Below are 16952 nucleotides of genomic sequence, written 5' to 3'. Positions count from 1 at the left end.
CGATCCCGGCGAGAAATGACTTGACGGGGACAATCCCCCCCTGTAATGCAATGCCAATTTATGAAAACACATGAAAAACAATTGAATATCTGCCTGGTCAGCTACAGGAGCAACCCCCACAGCGGCGGGCAGGGAGTTTACCTGAAAAACCTTTCCCGGGCCTTGACCGACCTGGGCCACAACGTCCTTGTGGCAAGCGGCCCGCCGGACCCGCAACTTCACGGCGATATCCCGGTTCATCATATCCGCGGACTGGACCTGTACAACCCCAAGGATCCGTTCCGCATTCCCACGCTGCACGAACTTTCCGAGCCCATCAATCTGCTCGAATGGATCGGCGTCGCCACCATGGGATTTCCCGAACCGTTCACCTTCGGGTTGCGGGCCTATCAATTTCTGCGCCGCCGCCGCGGCCGTTTCGATATCATTCACGACAATCAGAGCCTTTCCTACGGGATATGGGCGATCGGACGCTTAATGCCCACCATCGCCACCATCCATCACCCCATCACCGTGGACCGCGACCTCGCGGTGAAAAGCGTGTCCGCCTTTTGGAAAAAGATCAAACACCTGCGGTGGCACTCCTTTTTGAGGATGCAGAAGCTGGTATCGCGAAACCTTCCCGGCATCATTACCGTATCCGAATGCGCCAAACGAGATATCGGGAACGATTTCCGCATCCCCCCGGACAGGTTCCGGGTGGTGCCCAACGGAATCAACACGGACCTGTTTTACCCGATACCGGAAATCGCGAGGGAAAAAAACAGGGTAATCGTGACCAACAGCGCGGACATTCCCCTGAAGGGGCTTTACCATCTGCTGCACGCCGTTTCCCGCATCGCCAAAACGCACCCTGTCAAGCTGGTGGTCGTCGGTTCGCCCAAGAAAAACGGCGGCATCGAAAAACTGGTCCGCGACCTTGACATCGGACACCTGGTGCACTTCACGGGGCGAATCGACCATGACGTTTTCGTGCGGCAGTATGCCAGGGCATCGCTGGCCGTCGTCCCTTCCCTCTATGAGGGCTTCGGGATTCCCGCCGGTGAAGCCATGGCCTGTGGTGTGCCGGTGGTGAGCACGACCGGGGGCGCCCTGCCCGAGGTGGTGGGGGATGCCGGCGTCCTGGTCCCGCCGGGTGACCACCGGGCGCTCGCAGCGGCGATGTTGGACCTGCTCAAGAACACCGACAGGGCAACCAGACTGGGCCGGGAGGGTTACAACCGCATTCAGAGGCATTTCACCTGGAAAAAGGCTGCCGAACAGACGGTAGAGGCCTATCGGGAGGTTATTCGTGATCACCGTGGACTTTGAGAGAACCCGTATCAGACCCGGGAGTCGCGTGCTGGACGTGGGCTGCGGTTCAGGCAGGCATGTCGGAGCCGCCTATCAGCAACCCGCCACAACCGCCATTGGTACGGATTTATGTTTTCACGATTTAACCCAGGCGAGGGAACGGCTTCGGTTGCATGACCGTCTGGGGGAACACGGCGGCGGGGCATGGGGACTCAACGTCGCCGATATAACGGCGATGCCTTTTGCGCGGCACACCTTCGATCTGGTGATCTGCTCGGAAGTTATGGAGCATATTCACGACGAAAAAACCGCTGCGAAAGAGCTTTGCCGGGTATTGAGACCGGGATGCCCCCTGGTCGTCTCCGTCCCCCGTTTTTTCCCGGAATGGGTTTGCTGGAAGCTGTCCGCTGAATACCACCTGGCCAATCAGGGCCACATTCGCATATACCGCAAGAAAAAGATCGTCGCCCTCTTCGAAAGCTGTGGACTGCGATTGACCTCCAGCCACTATGCCCACAGCCTGCACACCCCCTACTGGTGGCTGAAATGCCTGGTCGGCCCCATCCGGGAAGATTCAGGCTCCGTGAACCTCTACCACCGCTTTCTCACCTGGGACATCATGCAGAAACCAAGGGTGACGCGACTTCTGGACCGGTTGTGCAATCCCCTGTTCGGCAAAAGCCTGGTGCTCTACTTCACAAAATATCTTTATTAATCCAAGCGATTGTAATGCATGTATTCTTCGGCGTCCAAATAATCCTTTTATCTGCTACTGCTTTGTTATTTTTTTTAAAATACCTAACGTCTTTACCCGGAGCTCCTCTTTGTAGCCACCCGAGTCCAGCGCCATCCGGTACACCTGGTAGGGCGCCTGTCCGCCTTCGGTGGGATTTTCGAAAATGTCGTGAATCAGGAGATAGCCGCCCTCGATTAGGTGCGGCGACCAGGCACGGTAGTCGGCGATTACGGTGTCAAACGCGTGCCCCCCGTCGATGAACACCAGAGAGAGGGCTGTCGACCACTTTCTGGCCGCCGTGGCGGAACGGCACACAAGCGGGATGACGGTGTCCTCCAGCTCTGCTTTCGAAACCGTCTGTCTGAACGCGCCCAGGGTGTCCACGGCAAAAACGTTGTAGTCGTACAGAGCGGGATCGAAATATTCTTCGCCCGGTTGCTGCTCCTCCGAACCGCGGTGGTGGTCTACGGAAAATAGAACACCGCCCTTCCGGCGGCAGGCAAGGCCGAGATAGACGGCGGACTTGCCGCAATAACTGCCGATTTCCAGGCAGGGTCCGTTCAGGCTGGCCTTTAGAGCGGTGTCATAAAGGGCCCGGCCCTCGGCCTCATCCAGGAAGCCTTTGACGCTGTCCAGCATTTTGAACATATGTTCTTCCATACATCTATCCCCTTTTCATATAAAAAATCACGAAAGCACGAAATCTGAAAAACACGGAACAAATTCCTAAAATTTCGTGTTTTCGTACTTTCGTGATTTCGTGATGAATGTCTTGTCCGTTTTGGTTCTATTCTCTACTGGCTACGGTTGATTCTCTTTTCCACGAGCCGCACTCACATATCGTCATACCCCCTGACCAGCACCTCCCTCGGTTTTGCGCCGTCGGAAGGTCCGACGATGCCCTCCTGTTCCATGGTTTCGATGATGCGGGCGGCACGATTGTACCCGATTCTCAAGTGACGCTGAACCATGGATATGGACGCCTGTCCGCTCTTGGTTACCAGCGCGACGGCGTCGTCATACCGTTCGTCGAATTCCAGTTCGCCGTCTTCCGCCTTTTCCTCCGTGGGGGCCTGGGTCACTTCATCGTCATACTCGGGCGCACGTTGCGTCCTCAAAAAGTCGGTGATCCTGCCCACTTCGGTTTCGGATATGTACGCGCCGTGGATGCGTTGCAACTTGCCCGCTCCGGGCGGCAGGAACAGCATGTCCCCGTTTCCCAGAAGGGTTTCCGCACCGTTGGTGTCGATAATGGTCCTGGAGTCGGTTTTGGATGAAACCTGGAATGTCAGACGCGTGGGGAAGTTGGCTTTGATGATCCCGGTCAAAACGTCCACCGAAGGACGCTGGGTGGCGATGACCAGGTGGATGCCGGCGGCTCGGGCCATCTGCGCCAGGCGCGTCAAGGCCACTTCCACATCCCGCGACGCCACCATCATCAGGTCGGCCAGCTCATCGATGATGACGACGATGTAGGGAAGCGGTTTCGGGGGCTCCTGGCCCTCTTCGGGCTGGGCTTTTTCCACCTTCTTGTTGTATTGCGAGATGTTGCGGGCCTTCATGGAAGAGAGGAGTTCGTAGCGGTTTTCCATCTCCTTGACGGCCCAGAAAAGCGCATTGGTCGCTTTCTTGGCCTGGGTCACCACCGGTGTTATCAGGTGCGGGATGCCGTCGTACATGGACAGCTCAATGCGTTTCGGGTCGACCATGATCATTTTTACCTGATCGGGGGTGGACTTGTAGAGAAAACTGCTGATCATGGTGTTGAGGGCCACGCTTTTGCCCGCACCGGTGGCGCCGGCAATCAACAGGTGGGGCATCTTGTCCATGGTGCTCACCACCGGCTCCCCCACGATGTCCTTGCCCAGGCAAAGCGTCAGGGGAGACTTCGATTTCTGGAAAACGTCCGACGTGACGATCTCTTTGAAGCGAACCGTCTCGCGCTCGGCGTTGGGGATTTCGATACCGATCACGGCCTTGCCCGGTATGGGGGCCACAATTCTGATGCTGGTCGCCCGCAGCGTCAGGGAAAGGTCATCGGCCAGATTGACGATCTTGTTGATTTTCACCCCCGGCGCCGGCTCGTATTCGAAGGTGGTGATGACCGGCCCGGGGCTCACCGTCACCACTTTTCCGTTCACACCGAAATCGCCGAGCTTCTTCTCCAAAAGTTGCGACTGCATCTTGAGGTTTTCCCGGTCTGCGACCACGGTTCCCTCATCGGGTTCGTCCAGCAGGTTGACGGGAGGCAGCTTGAATCCCGTCTTGTCCTGCATGAAGGCGAACTCTTCCTGCTTCGGGGGCGGCGGTTTCTTGATGGGTTTGGGTTTGACGGCCTTGATGGTGATCTCCTGCCGCCGGCTGATCTTTTTAGCCTTGATGGCTTTTTGGCGTTTACGGTTCTTTTCCCTGCGCTCCTTGTACTTGAGATAAGCGGTTGTCAGCTTGTCGCCGACACGGGAACCGACCAGCACCGAACGACGGTAAAACCGCACCAGGGAGAATCCGGTGGTGAGAATGAAGCCGATGAGCCACAGCAGCGCCAGGATAATCACACCGCCGCTGGCATTGGTGTACGCTTCCAGGAAGGACTTCAGGGGAATGCCCACGATGCCGCCCGATGAGAAGCGGCTGCCGAATAGCGACAGGTGGTTGCTGTAAAAGGCGATCAGGCTTCCGGAAGTAACGATCAGCAGTACACCGCCGACGATGCGCTGGTAAATCACCACCTCGGAATTTTTACCGAAAAACTGGACGCTCAGCAGCAAAAGCAGTATCGGCGTCCAGAAAGCGCCGACCCCGAAAAGAGCGATAAGGGCGCCGGCCACGTGCGCCCCGAACCAGCCGAAAAGGTTGTGGATCTCTCCCGTTGCCCCGGCGTTGTTGATGGAGGGGTCCTGCGGGCTGTAGGAAAGCAGGCTGATCAGAGTAAAAATGACCAGGAAAAACAGAATGATGCCGATTATTTCTTTCCTCATAAAAGCATTTACTTTCAAATTAGAACAGACTTTTTAGCCAGGTTTAATTTCCTTCCCGATATCCCGACCGTTTATAACACATTAAAAATTCTGTTATACTTCCAGAAGAAAAGGCAGTATCAGCGGTCTGCGCCCGATCGTGAAGTAAAAGTATTGCCGCAGGGCGGTCCGAACCTTGCGGCGGAGCTTATCCACCCGGTCTTCGGTCTCCGGCGGCAGCTCCTCCACAACTTCCAAAATGACACACTCGGCGTCCTTCAAAAGGTGCCCCGTTTCCGTCTCGAAAACGAACCCCCTGGAAACGATTTCCGGCCCGTAAACGATGATGCCGGTTTCTTCATCAAAAGCCATGTTGACCACGACGAGGCCATCCTCCGACAAAAGGCGACGCTCCTTCAACACACTTCTGCCCACATCGCCGATGCCTTTGCCGTCGACCAGGAGCCGGCCGGTTTCCACGTCTGCATGCACGCCGGCGCCTGTTTTGTCAAACCGGATGATCTGGCCGTTCTGGGCGATAATGATGTTTTCCTCCGGAATGCCGGTCTTGCCGGCCAGCCTGCCGTGCAGCGTGAGATGCCGGAACTCTCCGTGAATCGGGATGAAGTACTTCGGCTTGGTGAGGTTGATCATCAGTTTCAGTTCTTCCTGAAAGGCATGTCCGGAGACGTGAATGGCGGATATCTTTTCGTAGATAACATCCGCCCCGCGCCGATACAGGTTGTTGATAATATTGGCGATGGCTTTTTCATTGCCGGGAATGAATTTCGAAGATAAAATGACCGTGTCGTCTCGCTTGATTTTGATCAGCTTGTGGTTTCCCACCGCCATGCGGCTCAGGGCGGACATGGGCTCCCCCTGACTCCCGGTCATGACCATGAGGATCTCGTCGTCCTCGTATTCTTCCAGCGAAGCAACGTCGATTTCCATCCCCTCCTTTATTCTAAGAAACCCGAGTTCCTTGGCAATCCTGACACTCAATTCAATGCTGCGACCGTTGAACACGACCTTGCGCCCCTGTTCCGCGGCAATATCGATAATTTTCTGGATGCGGGTGATGTTGGACGCAAAAAGGGCGACGATAACGCGGCCTTTGCGCCCGGTAATCACTCTCGACAGGGTCTCGCCGATGTCATTGCTTGAAATCGTGTACCCCTCTTTTTCCACATTGGTGGAATCGGACAACAGGGCTAAAACCCCCTTCTCGCCGCACCTGGCGAATCCGTTGACGTCGGTCATCATCTCCCGGCTGGCCGTATGGTCGATTTTGAAATCCCCGGTATGGACGATCAAACCGGCAGGCGTGCGAATGGCCAAGCCGACACCGTCAACCACACTGTGGCACACCCGGATGAACTCCAACTCGAACGGTCCGATTCTCAACCGGTCCTGCGGAAAGATCTGATGGAGAACGGCCGTCTCGAGCAGGTCGTGTTCCTCGAGCTTGTGGCGCACAAGTTCCAGGGTGAAGGCGGTCGAATAAACCGGCACGTTGACTTCCCTCAGCAGAAAAGGCAGGGCTCCGATGTGATCCTCGTGCCCGTGCGTGAGAACGATGGCCGCCACCCGGGAAGAGTTTTGGCGAATATAGGACATGTCCGGGATGACATAGTCCACTCCCAGCATGTAGTCTTCCGGAAACATCAACCCGGCATCCACGACGAACATGGTGTCGCCATATTCGTAGACCATCATGTTGAGGCCTATTTCCCCCAAACCGCCCAAAGGTATGATTTTCAATGTCATGGCGAGGATTCTCTAACGCGATCAAAGGCGGTGCAGATAATGGACCGGACTTCCTCGATCAACAGGTCCTTGGTCTTGCGGGTGTATCCGGAGGTTTCCACGGGCGGCAATATTTCCATGTAAGCCTCGGCACGCTGCATGATAAGACGTCCCTTGGGCATAATGGTGCGGGTCCCGTAGATGATGATGGGGACGATGGGAACGCCGGCATCGACCGTCAGAACGAACCCCCCTTTTTTGAAAGGTCCGATGTCGCCGTCCCGGCTGCGGGTACCCTCCGGGAAGATAAGAACCGAAGCCCCGTCCCGTATCTTCCGGGCAGCTTCGGCCAGGCTTTTGAACGCGGATTTGCGGTTGGTGCGATCTATGCTGATGTAGCCGCAGCCCCGCATTCCTCTTCCGAAGATGGGAATCTTGAACAGCTCCGCCTTGGCCAGCCACCTGAACTGGATCGGCAGCCGGCCCAAAAGCACGGGAATATCGAAATTGCTCTGATGGTTCGGCATGAGGATGCAGGGGGTATCCCCGGGCAGATTGTCCAGCCCTTTCAGATTCACTTTTACCCGGCTCACCCATAGGATCGATTTGGCCCATGTCCTGGCGACCAGGTGCGGACCGTTTCCCTTTCTACTGAAAAAGGCCGTCGTGATGGCGAGAAGGCCCATCACAATGGTGACCAAAATGACCCAAACGACAACGACCAGGGTGTATATCAGACGACGCAGCGTTCGCATCAGGTGTAGATCTCCAATCTCTCAAACATGGCATCCACCACGCTGATGATCCAGTCCCTTTGAGATTCGGTTGCATACCCCATACAATCGCACCGGATACGGTTTCTGGTTCTGACAAGCAGTTCACAGGACAAGCGTTCCGGCAGGAGATCCAGGGCGAAGCAGTATGGCTGGCATGCCTTATGTGCATGCTGAACCTCGCTCATGAGTTCTTCCGGAATGGTGATCCAATAAATGCCGCCCATTTCAGGAGAGCCGAATTCCGTATCCAGATAGGTCTTTATTCTCTCGTATTCAGGCGCTCTGATCTCGTCGACAACGTACTGTTTCATACGATCGTTGACTATCACAATTCCCCGCCTTGCGCAATATATATGTTGCCTGCGGGTCAATGACAACAACAGGTAGGGGTGCCGGCACAAATTATATGGTTGTGGTTTTACCTGTTTTGTCATATAGCGGATATTGCATAATGAAAAACCAATCCAAAAAGCAATTCAACCTGATGGACCACATGGCCCTTTTCGGGCTTGGTCTGGCTGTGCTCTACTGGATGCTGGAGGCCCTGGTGCATGTCATGCTGGCGAATGACGTCTCCTTTACCCAGCGCCTCTATGGGCCAACAGTGAACGACCTTCTCATTCGCCTGCTCGTGTTGAGTTTTTTTGCAATTTTCGGTTCCCACGCCCAGTATACGATCAATCGGCGCAGGGCTGCGGAAGCCGCCATGCGCGAAAGTGAAACCAAATACCGCACGATCATCGAAAGCATCGAGGACGGCTATTACGAAGTCGACACCGAGGGCCGGTTGACTTTCTGCAACGACGCATTGTCCAGAATCATCGGGCGCCCTAAGGGCGGCATCATCGGCAGGCCCGTCGAGACGTTTTTGGGAGGGGAAATCGCCGACGAACTCATCGAGAAGTTCAGGACTCTGAGCGACGGTGCATCCCGGCCCAACGAATTGGAATGGTCGACCGTCACAGATGACGGCACCCGACGTTTTTTCGAAACCGCCATCTCTCTCATCACCGGCAACAGTGAACAGCCCGCGGGTTTTCGCGGATTGTTGCGCGATATCACCAGGCGCAAGCGGGCCGAAGCCCTTTACCGGGAAAAAATGACGGCAGAGGCTGCCAGCCGATCCAAGAGTGAATTTCTGGCCAACATGAGCCATGAGATCCGCACGCCGCTGAATTCGATCATCGGACTGACCGAGTTGATGCTGGAAACGGAGCTCAAGCCCGAACAGCGCGAAGACCTGGATGTCGTCGTTGCCGCTGCCTACTCGCTGCTTTCGCTCATCAACGACATTCTGGACTTTTCGAAAATCGAAGCCGGTAAGCTGGAGCTGGAGGAGATCCCTTTCAACATGCGAGACTTTTTGGGGGAATCCCTTAGAATCGTCGCCGCCAAGGCGCACGAAAAAGAGCTCGAACTGGCCTACCGGGTAGCTCGGGACGTCCCCGAAAACGTGGTGGGCGACCCCGCCAGACTGAGACAGGTAATCCTGAACCTGGTCGGCAACGCTATCAAATTCACGGAAGAAGGCGAAATCATTCTCTCGGTTGAACCCGAGAAGATCGACCGCGACAGCTGCAAACTGCTGATCTCCGTCACCGACACCGGCATCGGAATACCGCCTGAGAAACATGAGAGCATATTCGGCGCCTTTGCCCAGGCAGACGGCAGCACGACGCGCCGCTTCGGCGGTACCGGCCTCGGTCTGGCCGTTTCCAGCCAGCTGGTGGGACTGATGGGCGGACGGTTGTGGGTTGAAAGCCCGGTTGCGAATCCGCCGTCGAAGCAGCCCGGTCCTCCGCAGCAGGGCAGTGCATTCCGCTTCCTCTCCAGATTTTCGCAGCCATCGTCGCAGGGACAGGAAACCGCACCCTTTCAGCAGGATATTGAACTGGGCACCCTGAAAACACTTATCGTCGATGACAACGAAAGCAGCCTGAGCATACTGATGGAGATGCTCGAGGGGTGGAAGATGCGCCCCCGGGGAACGACCTCCATGGCCCACGCCCAGGAAATACTACTGCAGGCCGTCTCTTCCGGGAATCCTTTCGACCTGCTTCTCGTGGATTCGGACATGCCGGTAGCCGACGGCTTTTCTCTGGTAAGGTGGCTGAAAACCCGGAAAGAGATGCACTGCAAGATTCTGATGATGCTGACCTCGCTCAGGAATAGAAGCCAGGTGGACCTCAACGATCTGAACGTGAAGGCCATCGTCACCAAACCGGTGCGGCCCTCGGACCTTTTGGATGCCGTCATTACCGCCGCCGGCGCAGAAAATGCGCACCAAGGCGCTTCGGGGGAGATCCGCCGCCATGCAAGCGCGGTAAGCCCCGCCACACTGAACATCCTGGTGGCGGAGGACACACTCTTCAACCAGAAATTTATCCGCCGCCTGCTGGATCGCTGGGGACACAAGGCCACCATCGTGGAAAACGGAAAAGAGGCCTGTGCCGCCGTTTCCCGGCATCGTTTCGACATTGTGCTGATGGATGTGCAAATGCCGGAAATGGACGGGTTTGAAGCGACCGAGACGATCAGGGCCATGGAAAAGGAAAAAGGGACCCATGTGCCCATTATCGCCATGACGGCCCATGCCATGAAGGGTGACCGTGAGCGCTGCCTGGAAGCGGGCATGGATGACTACGTTCCCAAACCGATCTCTTCGGAAACGCTGCTGAACGCCATCAACGCCCTCGTGGGCCGCAGCAGCGACAAGGTGGTTGCCGGAGACAACGCCACAGACCTCGAAAAAGCGCAAAGCCTTGATAAACGCCCGTTCTTCGACAGGGAAGCGCTTCTGCAGGCTTTCGACAATGACTGGGAATTTTTCCTGGAAGTGGTCGATATGTTCGTGGCCGATTATCCGCAGATGATGCAGGATATCCGCGACGCCATCACTGACGGCGATTTTTCGGGGCTCGAAAGAAAGGCCCATGCGCTCAAAGGCATGCTGGGAAATTTTCAAGTGGAGGCATCCGTCCAGAAAGCCTTCGCCCTGGAAAAGATGGGCCGCGAAAACAGTCTCGAGCACGCGGAAAGCACTTTTGGGCTTCTAGCGGACGATCTTGTCAGATTGGAAGAGATGTTTGTGGATATGACTCAGGAGAAAACAGCTTGAACATTCTCATCGCCGAAGATGAAGCCATCAGCCTTCGCAGGCTGCAGCACTTCCTCGAGAAATGGGGCCACCACGTCATTGCCGCCGGCAACGGACGGGAGGCGCTGGAAAAATTTCTTTCGCTGGAGATGGATCTGGTCATCACCGATTGGATGATGCCGGAGATGGACGGCATGGAACTGGTCGGTCACATTCGGAACCGCGGCAGCGACAAACCCTACGTCTACACCATCCTGTTGACCTCGAGAGGAGAAAAGGAGGATGTGGTCAGAGGGCTGTCGGAGATCGGCGTCGACGATTATGTGGTCAAACCTTTCGAGCCCGACGAACTGAGGGCGCGCCTTTCCGTAGGGGAACGCACGGTAAGGCTGGAAAGGGCCTTGAGGGAATACGGAAAGGGATTGGAAAATATCGTCCGCATGCAAACCCGCCTGATCCGACGGACTCAGGAGGAAACCATCATCAGGTTGCTTACCGCATTGGAATCAAGGGATGAAGAAACCGGCGGGCATGTGCGGCGCATAGGCCTTTTCAGTGCCCACCTGGCCAATGCCGCGGGGTGGACCCACGAACAGGTCGAGGACATCCGCCTGGCGGCCCCCATGCACGATATCGGGAAAATAGGGGTGCCGGATGCCATCCTGCAAAAGGAGGGACCCCTCACTGAAGATGAGTTCGAAGTCATCAAATCGCATACCCTCATCGGTGGACAGATTCTAAAGGATTCGGAATTCCCCATGCTGCAGATGGCCCATGAAATCGCCCTTTACCACCATGAACGCTGGGAAGGAGGCGGCTACCCGGAAAATCGCAAGGGGGAGGATATCCCTGTGGCGGCCCGTATCGTTTCCCTGGTGGACGTATACGACGCCCTCAGCCAGGACCGCGTCTATCGCAAGGCTTCACCCGAAGAGGAAGTGATCAGAACGATGCAAAAAGAGCGCCGCAGCCATTTCGACCCCGGGTTTTTCGATCTGTTCCTGGAGTCGATCCCCGCATTCAGACGCATTGCCGCCAAAAATCCATAAATAAAAAGCCGAGTCCACACGCGTGGACCCGGCCCTTTCTATTCGGCACGTGTATGCCATCGGTTTAGGTTTCCTCGACGGTAACCGCGCCTTCCTCGCATACTTCAACGCAGCTTTCGCAGCCGAGGCACTCGTCAGCGTTGACCGGAACTGATTTTTCGTTTTGCATTTCGAATACTTCAACAGGGCAAACGTCTACACATTCCTCACAGCCTACGCATTTTTCTTCATCAACTGTAGGTACGAACGCCATTTTGCTCATCTCCTTTCGTATAAATAAAGTTTCGGCATCCTTTGCCGCCATGTCTCTGACATGGGAATTGCCATTATACCAATTAAAATTTCGAGTCAAGCATTCTTGTCAATTTTTAATGCCCGGCAACGCCCACCAGGGTGTTGCCGAAAACGGCGGGGGAAGGTTGTCCGCCGGGAGCGTCGATGACACCACCATTGTAAAAGCCACCCAGCAATTCGTATGGGTTAACCCCTGGAAATATATACAAAGACAGTCCTACTGCCCCGGCCGCAGGTTCAGCACCACAGGCAAATGGGGGCGGTTTGTTTTCGGCATTCCATGGGTGCGTAGAAAGCGCCTCAAGGTATTCCATCAAATCGTTTTGAAACGACGCCGACGATCCCCCTTCATCAGACGGCGCCGTAACGGTCTGCAGAAACGACATCTCTTTGTTCACCACAGACGCCCGTTCCGCCAGTTCCTCCAAAACACCGCTCTGCGAGGTGATCAGCAGCGGTGACCAAAGCCCGTCCGCGGAAACGAGGCGGGTCCAGGCCGCCAGCCTTTGGGGCAGCATATATACGGAACTGTCTTCGGGCGCAACCACCGTTCCCGGACCGTAAAGCGTCTCCGCCCCTTCATATCCCTTGAGCGCGTGCATCAACGCATGCTCATTTTGTGCCTGGGATTCCAGATCGCCGACAATCTCCCTGTTTTTCTCGTCCAATTCCTGCGCCATCTGGAGAAACAGGGCCGGATAGAGTTCGCCGGCATCGTCACCCTCCCCGGCAGTCCCCCCTTCACTCTTCACCCGGATATCCTTGCGGATCTGCGCCACCGACGTGCCGCTGTAAAAAGGAACGCCCCCCCCCTGTGCTTTGAAAAAGGTCAGGTCGCCCCCAAGATGATCGCCGGCCCACGTTCGAAAATCCCTTAGGACGGCGGTGAGTTTCTTTTCAAGATGCTGCATGGGCAGTCGAATGTCGAGCCGTCCCTCTTCCCGCCATCGCTTCATCCTTTCGGGTATGCCCGGCTCCATCATCTGGTAAACGACCACCTTGCTGAAAATACGGCCCAAGGCCCGCATCAGACGCTCGTCTATGCTTGTAAACGGAAAATATACCGGCAGCATCCCCCTCCTCCCGTTCAACTTTTTTGCAGACATGACATCCGGCTATTCGATGTCTATCTTTCTATCCTGAACCATGACGCCGCGGGCCGTCAGGGCCAGGCGAATGGCGTCGGCCCGCTCCCAGTCGCCTTTCTGCCTGGCCGCTTCCCTTTCCCTGATCAGGCTGGCAATTTCTGCGTCCGGGCTGATTGCCCTGATATCGAAAATATTCAACACGTCATCAATGCGTTTGAAGGCCTCCAGCACTTGTGCTGCCCCGGAGGCATCTATCTCCCCCGCCCCGATCAACTTGTTGATTCTTTTTATCTGGCTGAAAATGCTGGCGACGGCAGCCGAAATGTTGAGGTCGTCATCCATCGCGCCCACGAAGCCCTGCTTGATGTCATAGATCAGTTGATCCAGATCGGCATAGGGCCGTCCACCGGTCACCCCCTGAAGCCTTTTGACACAGGCGTCGATCCTTTTCAACGCCCGCCTGGCATTTTCCAGTTTAGACAGGGAGTACTGCACCGGTCGGCGGTAATGCGCCGTAATCAGCCAGTAGCGTATCTCGCGTCCCTTGTAGCCGGCCGCCATCAAGTCCTCTATGGACAGGTCGCCGCCATCACCCTGCATTTTTTTCCCGTCCGCAAGCACCCTGTCGCAATGGAGCCAATATTTCGCCAGTGGTTTGCCCGTAACGGAACTGGCGATGGCGATCTCGTTTTCGTGATGAGGAAAGATCAGTTCCCGGCTGGCCGTATGAATGTCGTAGCTTTCACCGAGGTGTTTCATGGACATGGCCGCACACTGAATATGCCAGGACGGCCTTACGTTGCCCCAGTCGGTCTGAACGAAAATGCCCCGTTTCAGTTCGGACAACTTGGATCTTTTCAAGAGCGTGAAATCCCTCGGATTTTCTTTTTCATATTCATCCAGGTCAACCGTAGCGCCCAATCTGATTTTATCCAAATCGACACCCGAAAGCTTTCCGTAATCCGTAAATCGTGAAATGTCGTAGTAGATCGAGCGCAACTTTTCATAGGCAAAGCCCTTGGCTACCAGCCTGCGTACCAGCGACACCATCTCTTCCGTGTGTTCGCTGGCCCTGGGATAATTGTCCGCCGGCCGGATCCCCAGATATGCCAGATCGGCCTTGAAGCGGTCGATGTGTTTGCCGGTGAATTCAGACAGATCCATGCCCGCCTTTTCCGATCCCTCGATGGTCTTGTCGTCGAAATCGGTGATGTTCATAACATGCTTGACGGCGTATCCCCTGTAGGTAAGATAGCGGCTCAACAGATCGGAAAAAACGAACCGCCGGCATTCCCCCAAATGCATCCTGGCATAGGCCGTGGGTCCGCACGAATATATGGACACCTTTCCCGAAACCAGCGGTTCGAAAGGCTCCTTGGTGCGGCTCAAGGTGTTGAAAAGCTTCAGGTGAACGTTTTCCCTGACCGTAAAAAGGGGTGTGCTGAGGTATCTCTCACCGCCGTCCGGCAGCACCACCACAATGGTGCCGAAATGCATGGTGGCGGCTTCATCGAGGGCCGCCACCATGGCGGCACCGCTGCTCATGCCCACAAAGATCCCTTCCTCCGTAGCCAGCCGCCTGGCCATCTCGAAAGCGGGCTCATCCTCGACGTTCGTTTTTTGATCCAAAAGGCTTTTATCAAAAATTTCAGGATGATAAGATTCTTTCATGTTCTTAAGGCCCTGGAGCTTATGCCCCAGGTAAGGTTCCACACCGATCACGGTAACCTTTTTGTCGTAGGTCCGCATGCGGCGGGAAATACCCATGAGCGTCCCGCTGGTTCCCAGGGTGGCGACGATTTTGTCCACCTTGCCCTTGGTCTGGGCCCAGATTTCAGGTGCGGTGCCGTGGTAATGGGCCTGCCAGTTGGCCTCATTGTTGAACTGATCGGTCATGAAATAGTCGCCCGGATTTTCGCGCACCAGGCGATAGACCTCTTCGATGGCGCCGTCGGTTCCCAGGTGCCCGGGCGTCAACAAAATTTCTGCGCCCCTGGCCCGCAGAATCTGCTGCCGTTCCGCACTGGCCGATTCCGACATGGCCAACAGCAGGCGGTACCCCTTGACCGCGCACACCATGGCCAGTCCAATACCCGTATTGCCGCTGGTGGCTTCTATTACGGTTTTATTTGGGGTCAGTTCTCCCGATGTCTCCCCGGCCGCGATCATGTAGAGCGCCGCCCGGTCCTTGATGGAACCCCCCGGATTCATATATTCAAGTTTGGCCAGCACGGTCACGTCCGGGTTCGGGTTGATGCGCTTGATCTCAACCAGGGGGGTGTTGCCTATTTTATCCAGAATGCCGTTGCTCATGATCTACGCGGTGTGCCCCCACGCCGACAGGTAAGCGCAATGCCCCGAGCCCTTGCGCCTGAAATTTGATACCGTTACACCGTTCACCCTATACCCCCAACTTTTCAGTCAGGACCGAACAAATCGCGTCTCCCACCCTGTCTACATCCATGGCGGCGTCAACCACTGCGAAACGGGCAGGTTCGGCCTCGGCGAGCGTAAGGTAACCCTCGCGCACTTTTTGATGGAAAGCCACTTTTTCTTCCTCGAAACGCGTCTCGCCGGCCGCCCTGTCTCCGCCATCGATCTGCCGCCATGCCCTGGCAAGCCCCTCCTCGGGGGACAGATCCAGCAGAAAGGTCAGATCCGGCTTTACATTCCCGAGTGCCTGCCGGTGGAGCCGGGTGATCATCTCCATGTCCAGCCCCCTGGCATACCCCTGATAAGCGAGGGTGGCGTCAAAATACCGGTCGCACAAAACGGTTTTGCCCGCTTCCAGGTTGACCTGCACGACCTGTCTCAGGTGCTGCGCCCGGTCGGCCATATACAACAACAGTTCCGCCAGGGGATGGAGTTCTTCACTGCGGGGATCCAACAGGATGGCCCGAATGCGCCGCCCGATCTCCGTACCCCCCGGTTCCCGCGTCGTGACGCAGCTGACACCCTTTCGGCCCAAAAAATCCCTCACCCGGCTTATCTGGGTCGTTTTTCCCGAACCCTCTATGCCTTCGAATGAAATGAACATGGTTTGGCCGGCGCTCCTCAATAATATTCTAAGTTGAGGGTTTCAAATTTTAAGAATGATCAACTTAGGAAATATCCTATAAACGGATATCCCATGTCTCCAGCGTATCCAAATAGTCATAATTGGTGGCATCGCACTGAAGAGGGGTAATACTGATATGCTCCTCGGCCAGGGCCATGGCGTCCGCATCGGCCTGCCCGGTGGGCTCCTGGGCATACGCCCCGTACCAGTAATAAGGGCGATTCCGGGGATCGAAGCGTTTTTCCATGCCCTCCTTGAAATGCTCACTGCCCTGCCGGCTGAAGCGTATGCCCTTCAAGCGGTCCCAGGGCAGGTCGGGAATGTTTACATTCAACAGTGTCCCCTGCGGCAGACCATGCCGGCCGACCCTGCGCGCCAATCCCTCGACAAAGACGGCCGCTTCGTCGTAATAGGCCGGCGACCTCCCTTGTATGGAAACCGCAATGGCCGGAATGCCGTACAGCGTCGCCTCCCTCGCCGCGGCCAGCGTTCCCGAGTAATTTACATTTACGCCAACATTCGCACCGGGATTGATGCCGGCTATGACCAGGTCCGGCTTTTTCCCCACCAATTCGGTAACCGCCAGTTTGATGCAATCCGCGGGGGTCCCGTTGACGGCATAGGCGTTTTTTTCACCGTTCATGGAGACCGCTTCGGCCCGAATGGGCGCATGCAGGGTGATGGCATGCCCGATGGCGCTCCTTTCACGGTCCGGAGCGACGACGATCAAATGATGTGAAGGCGCAAAACACCTGTACAGGGCCCAAAGCCCCTCCGCCTGAATGCCGTCGTCGTTTGATAGCAGAATATCCATAACTTGATTTTTAAGCTGTTTTGGCCTTATATGGAATATTTAAA

Annotated in this window: 14 protein-coding genes; 4 read left to right on the top strand and 10 right to left on the bottom strand. The window is 55.9% G+C overall.

Translation table 11 applies throughout. The features are described from left to right. Positions 1-60: 60 nt before the first annotated feature. Both LJE94_17585 and LJE94_17580 read left to right on the top strand, forming a co-directional pair. Positions 61-1311 (top strand): glycosyltransferase family 4 protein, encoded by a 1251-nt coding sequence (locus LJE94_17585; GenBank protein ID MCG6911915.1) that lies wholly within the window; start codon positions 61-63, stop codon positions 1309-1311. After that, positions 1292-2008 carry a class I SAM-dependent methyltransferase gene (locus LJE94_17580; protein ID MCG6911914.1) on the top strand — a complete coding sequence of 239 codons (717 nt, stop codon included), beginning with the start codon at positions 1292-1294 and terminating at the stop codon, positions 2006-2008. Before LJE94_17585 ends, LJE94_17580 begins: the two co-directional genes overlap by 20 nt. 54 nt (positions 2009-2062) lie before the next feature. Here the strand turns inward: LJE94_17580 and LJE94_17575 are convergent, their stop codons facing one another. From LJE94_17575 to LJE94_17555, 5 genes are all read right to left on the bottom strand, one after another. Continuing rightward, positions 2063-2689: a class I SAM-dependent methyltransferase gene (locus LJE94_17575; GenBank protein MCG6911913.1), complete on the bottom strand. Its 627-nt coding sequence runs from the start codon at positions 2687-2689 to the stop codon at positions 2063-2065. Between the two features lie 173 nt (positions 2690-2862). Then, a complete protein-coding gene (locus tag LJE94_17570; protein ID MCG6911912.1) occupies positions 2863-5007 on the bottom strand; it encodes a DNA translocase FtsK in 2145 nt (714 codons plus the stop codon). A gap of 93 nt (positions 5008-5100) precedes the next feature. Next, positions 5101-6753: a ribonuclease J gene (locus tag LJE94_17565; protein ID MCG6911911.1), complete on the bottom strand. Its 1653-nt coding sequence runs from the start codon at positions 6751-6753 to the stop codon at positions 5101-5103. Next, the gene (locus tag LJE94_17560; GenBank protein MCG6911910.1) at positions 6750-7487 is read right to left on the bottom strand and encodes a 1-acyl-sn-glycerol-3-phosphate acyltransferase; all 738 of its coding nucleotides are present in this window, start codon (positions 7485-7487) and stop codon (positions 6750-6752) included. Before LJE94_17560 ends, LJE94_17565 begins: the two co-directional genes overlap by 4 nt. Further along, on the bottom strand, positions 7487-7837 hold the full coding sequence (locus tag LJE94_17555; GenBank protein ID MCG6911909.1) for a hypothetical protein: 351 nt from the start codon (positions 7835-7837) through the stop codon (positions 7487-7489). The genes LJE94_17560 and LJE94_17555 overlap by 1 nt, the downstream gene beginning before the upstream one ends. Positions 7838-7959: 122 nt before the next feature. On the opposite strand from LJE94_17555, the gene LJE94_17550 reads away from it, so the two are divergent. After that, positions 7960-10626 carry a response regulator gene (locus LJE94_17550; protein ID MCG6911908.1) on the top strand — a complete coding sequence of 889 codons (2667 nt, stop codon included), beginning with the start codon at positions 7960-7962 and terminating at the stop codon, positions 10624-10626. Next, a complete protein-coding gene (locus LJE94_17545; protein ID MCG6911907.1) occupies positions 10623-11654 on the top strand; it encodes a response regulator in 1032 nt (343 codons plus the stop codon). The genes LJE94_17550 and LJE94_17545 overlap by 4 nt, the downstream gene beginning before the upstream one ends. 64 nt (positions 11655-11718) lie before the next feature. Here LJE94_17545 and LJE94_17540 read toward each other — a convergent pair whose 3' ends face one another. The 5 genes from LJE94_17540 to surE all read right to left on the bottom strand — a co-directional run bounded on the left by LJE94_17540 (position 11719) and on the right by surE (position 16908). Beyond that, positions 11719-12006 (bottom strand): ferredoxin family protein, encoded by a 288-nt coding sequence (locus LJE94_17540; protein MCG6911906.1) that lies wholly within the window; start codon positions 12004-12006, stop codon positions 11719-11721. A 16-nt stretch (positions 12007-12022) separates the two neighbouring features. Then, positions 12023-13054: a hypothetical protein gene (locus tag LJE94_17535; GenBank protein ID MCG6911905.1), complete on the bottom strand. Its 1032-nt coding sequence runs from the start codon at positions 13052-13054 to the stop codon at positions 12023-12025. Between the two features lie 9 nt (positions 13055-13063). Further along, positions 13064-15349, bottom strand: coding sequence for a cysteine--tRNA ligase (cysS, locus tag LJE94_17530; protein MCG6911904.1), 2286 nt, complete (start codon positions 15347-15349; stop codon positions 13064-13066). An 88-nt stretch (positions 15350-15437) separates the two neighbouring features. Continuing rightward, a complete protein-coding gene (tmk, locus tag LJE94_17525; GenBank protein ID MCG6911903.1) occupies positions 15438-16073 on the bottom strand; it encodes a dTMP kinase in 636 nt (211 codons plus the stop codon). A 76-nt stretch (positions 16074-16149) separates the two neighbouring features. After that, complete coding sequence (surE, locus tag LJE94_17520) at positions 16150-16908, bottom strand: 5'/3'-nucleotidase SurE (protein ID MCG6911902.1); 759 nt, start codon at positions 16906-16908, stop codon at positions 16150-16152. Positions 16909-16952: the final 44 nt, after the last annotated feature.

This window comes from Deltaproteobacteria bacterium (assembly GCA_022340465.1).
GTDB lineage: Bacteria > Desulfobacterota > Desulfobacteria > Desulfobacterales > B30-G6 > JAJDNW01.
This window is presented reverse-complemented; position numbering and strand designations above follow the sequence as displayed.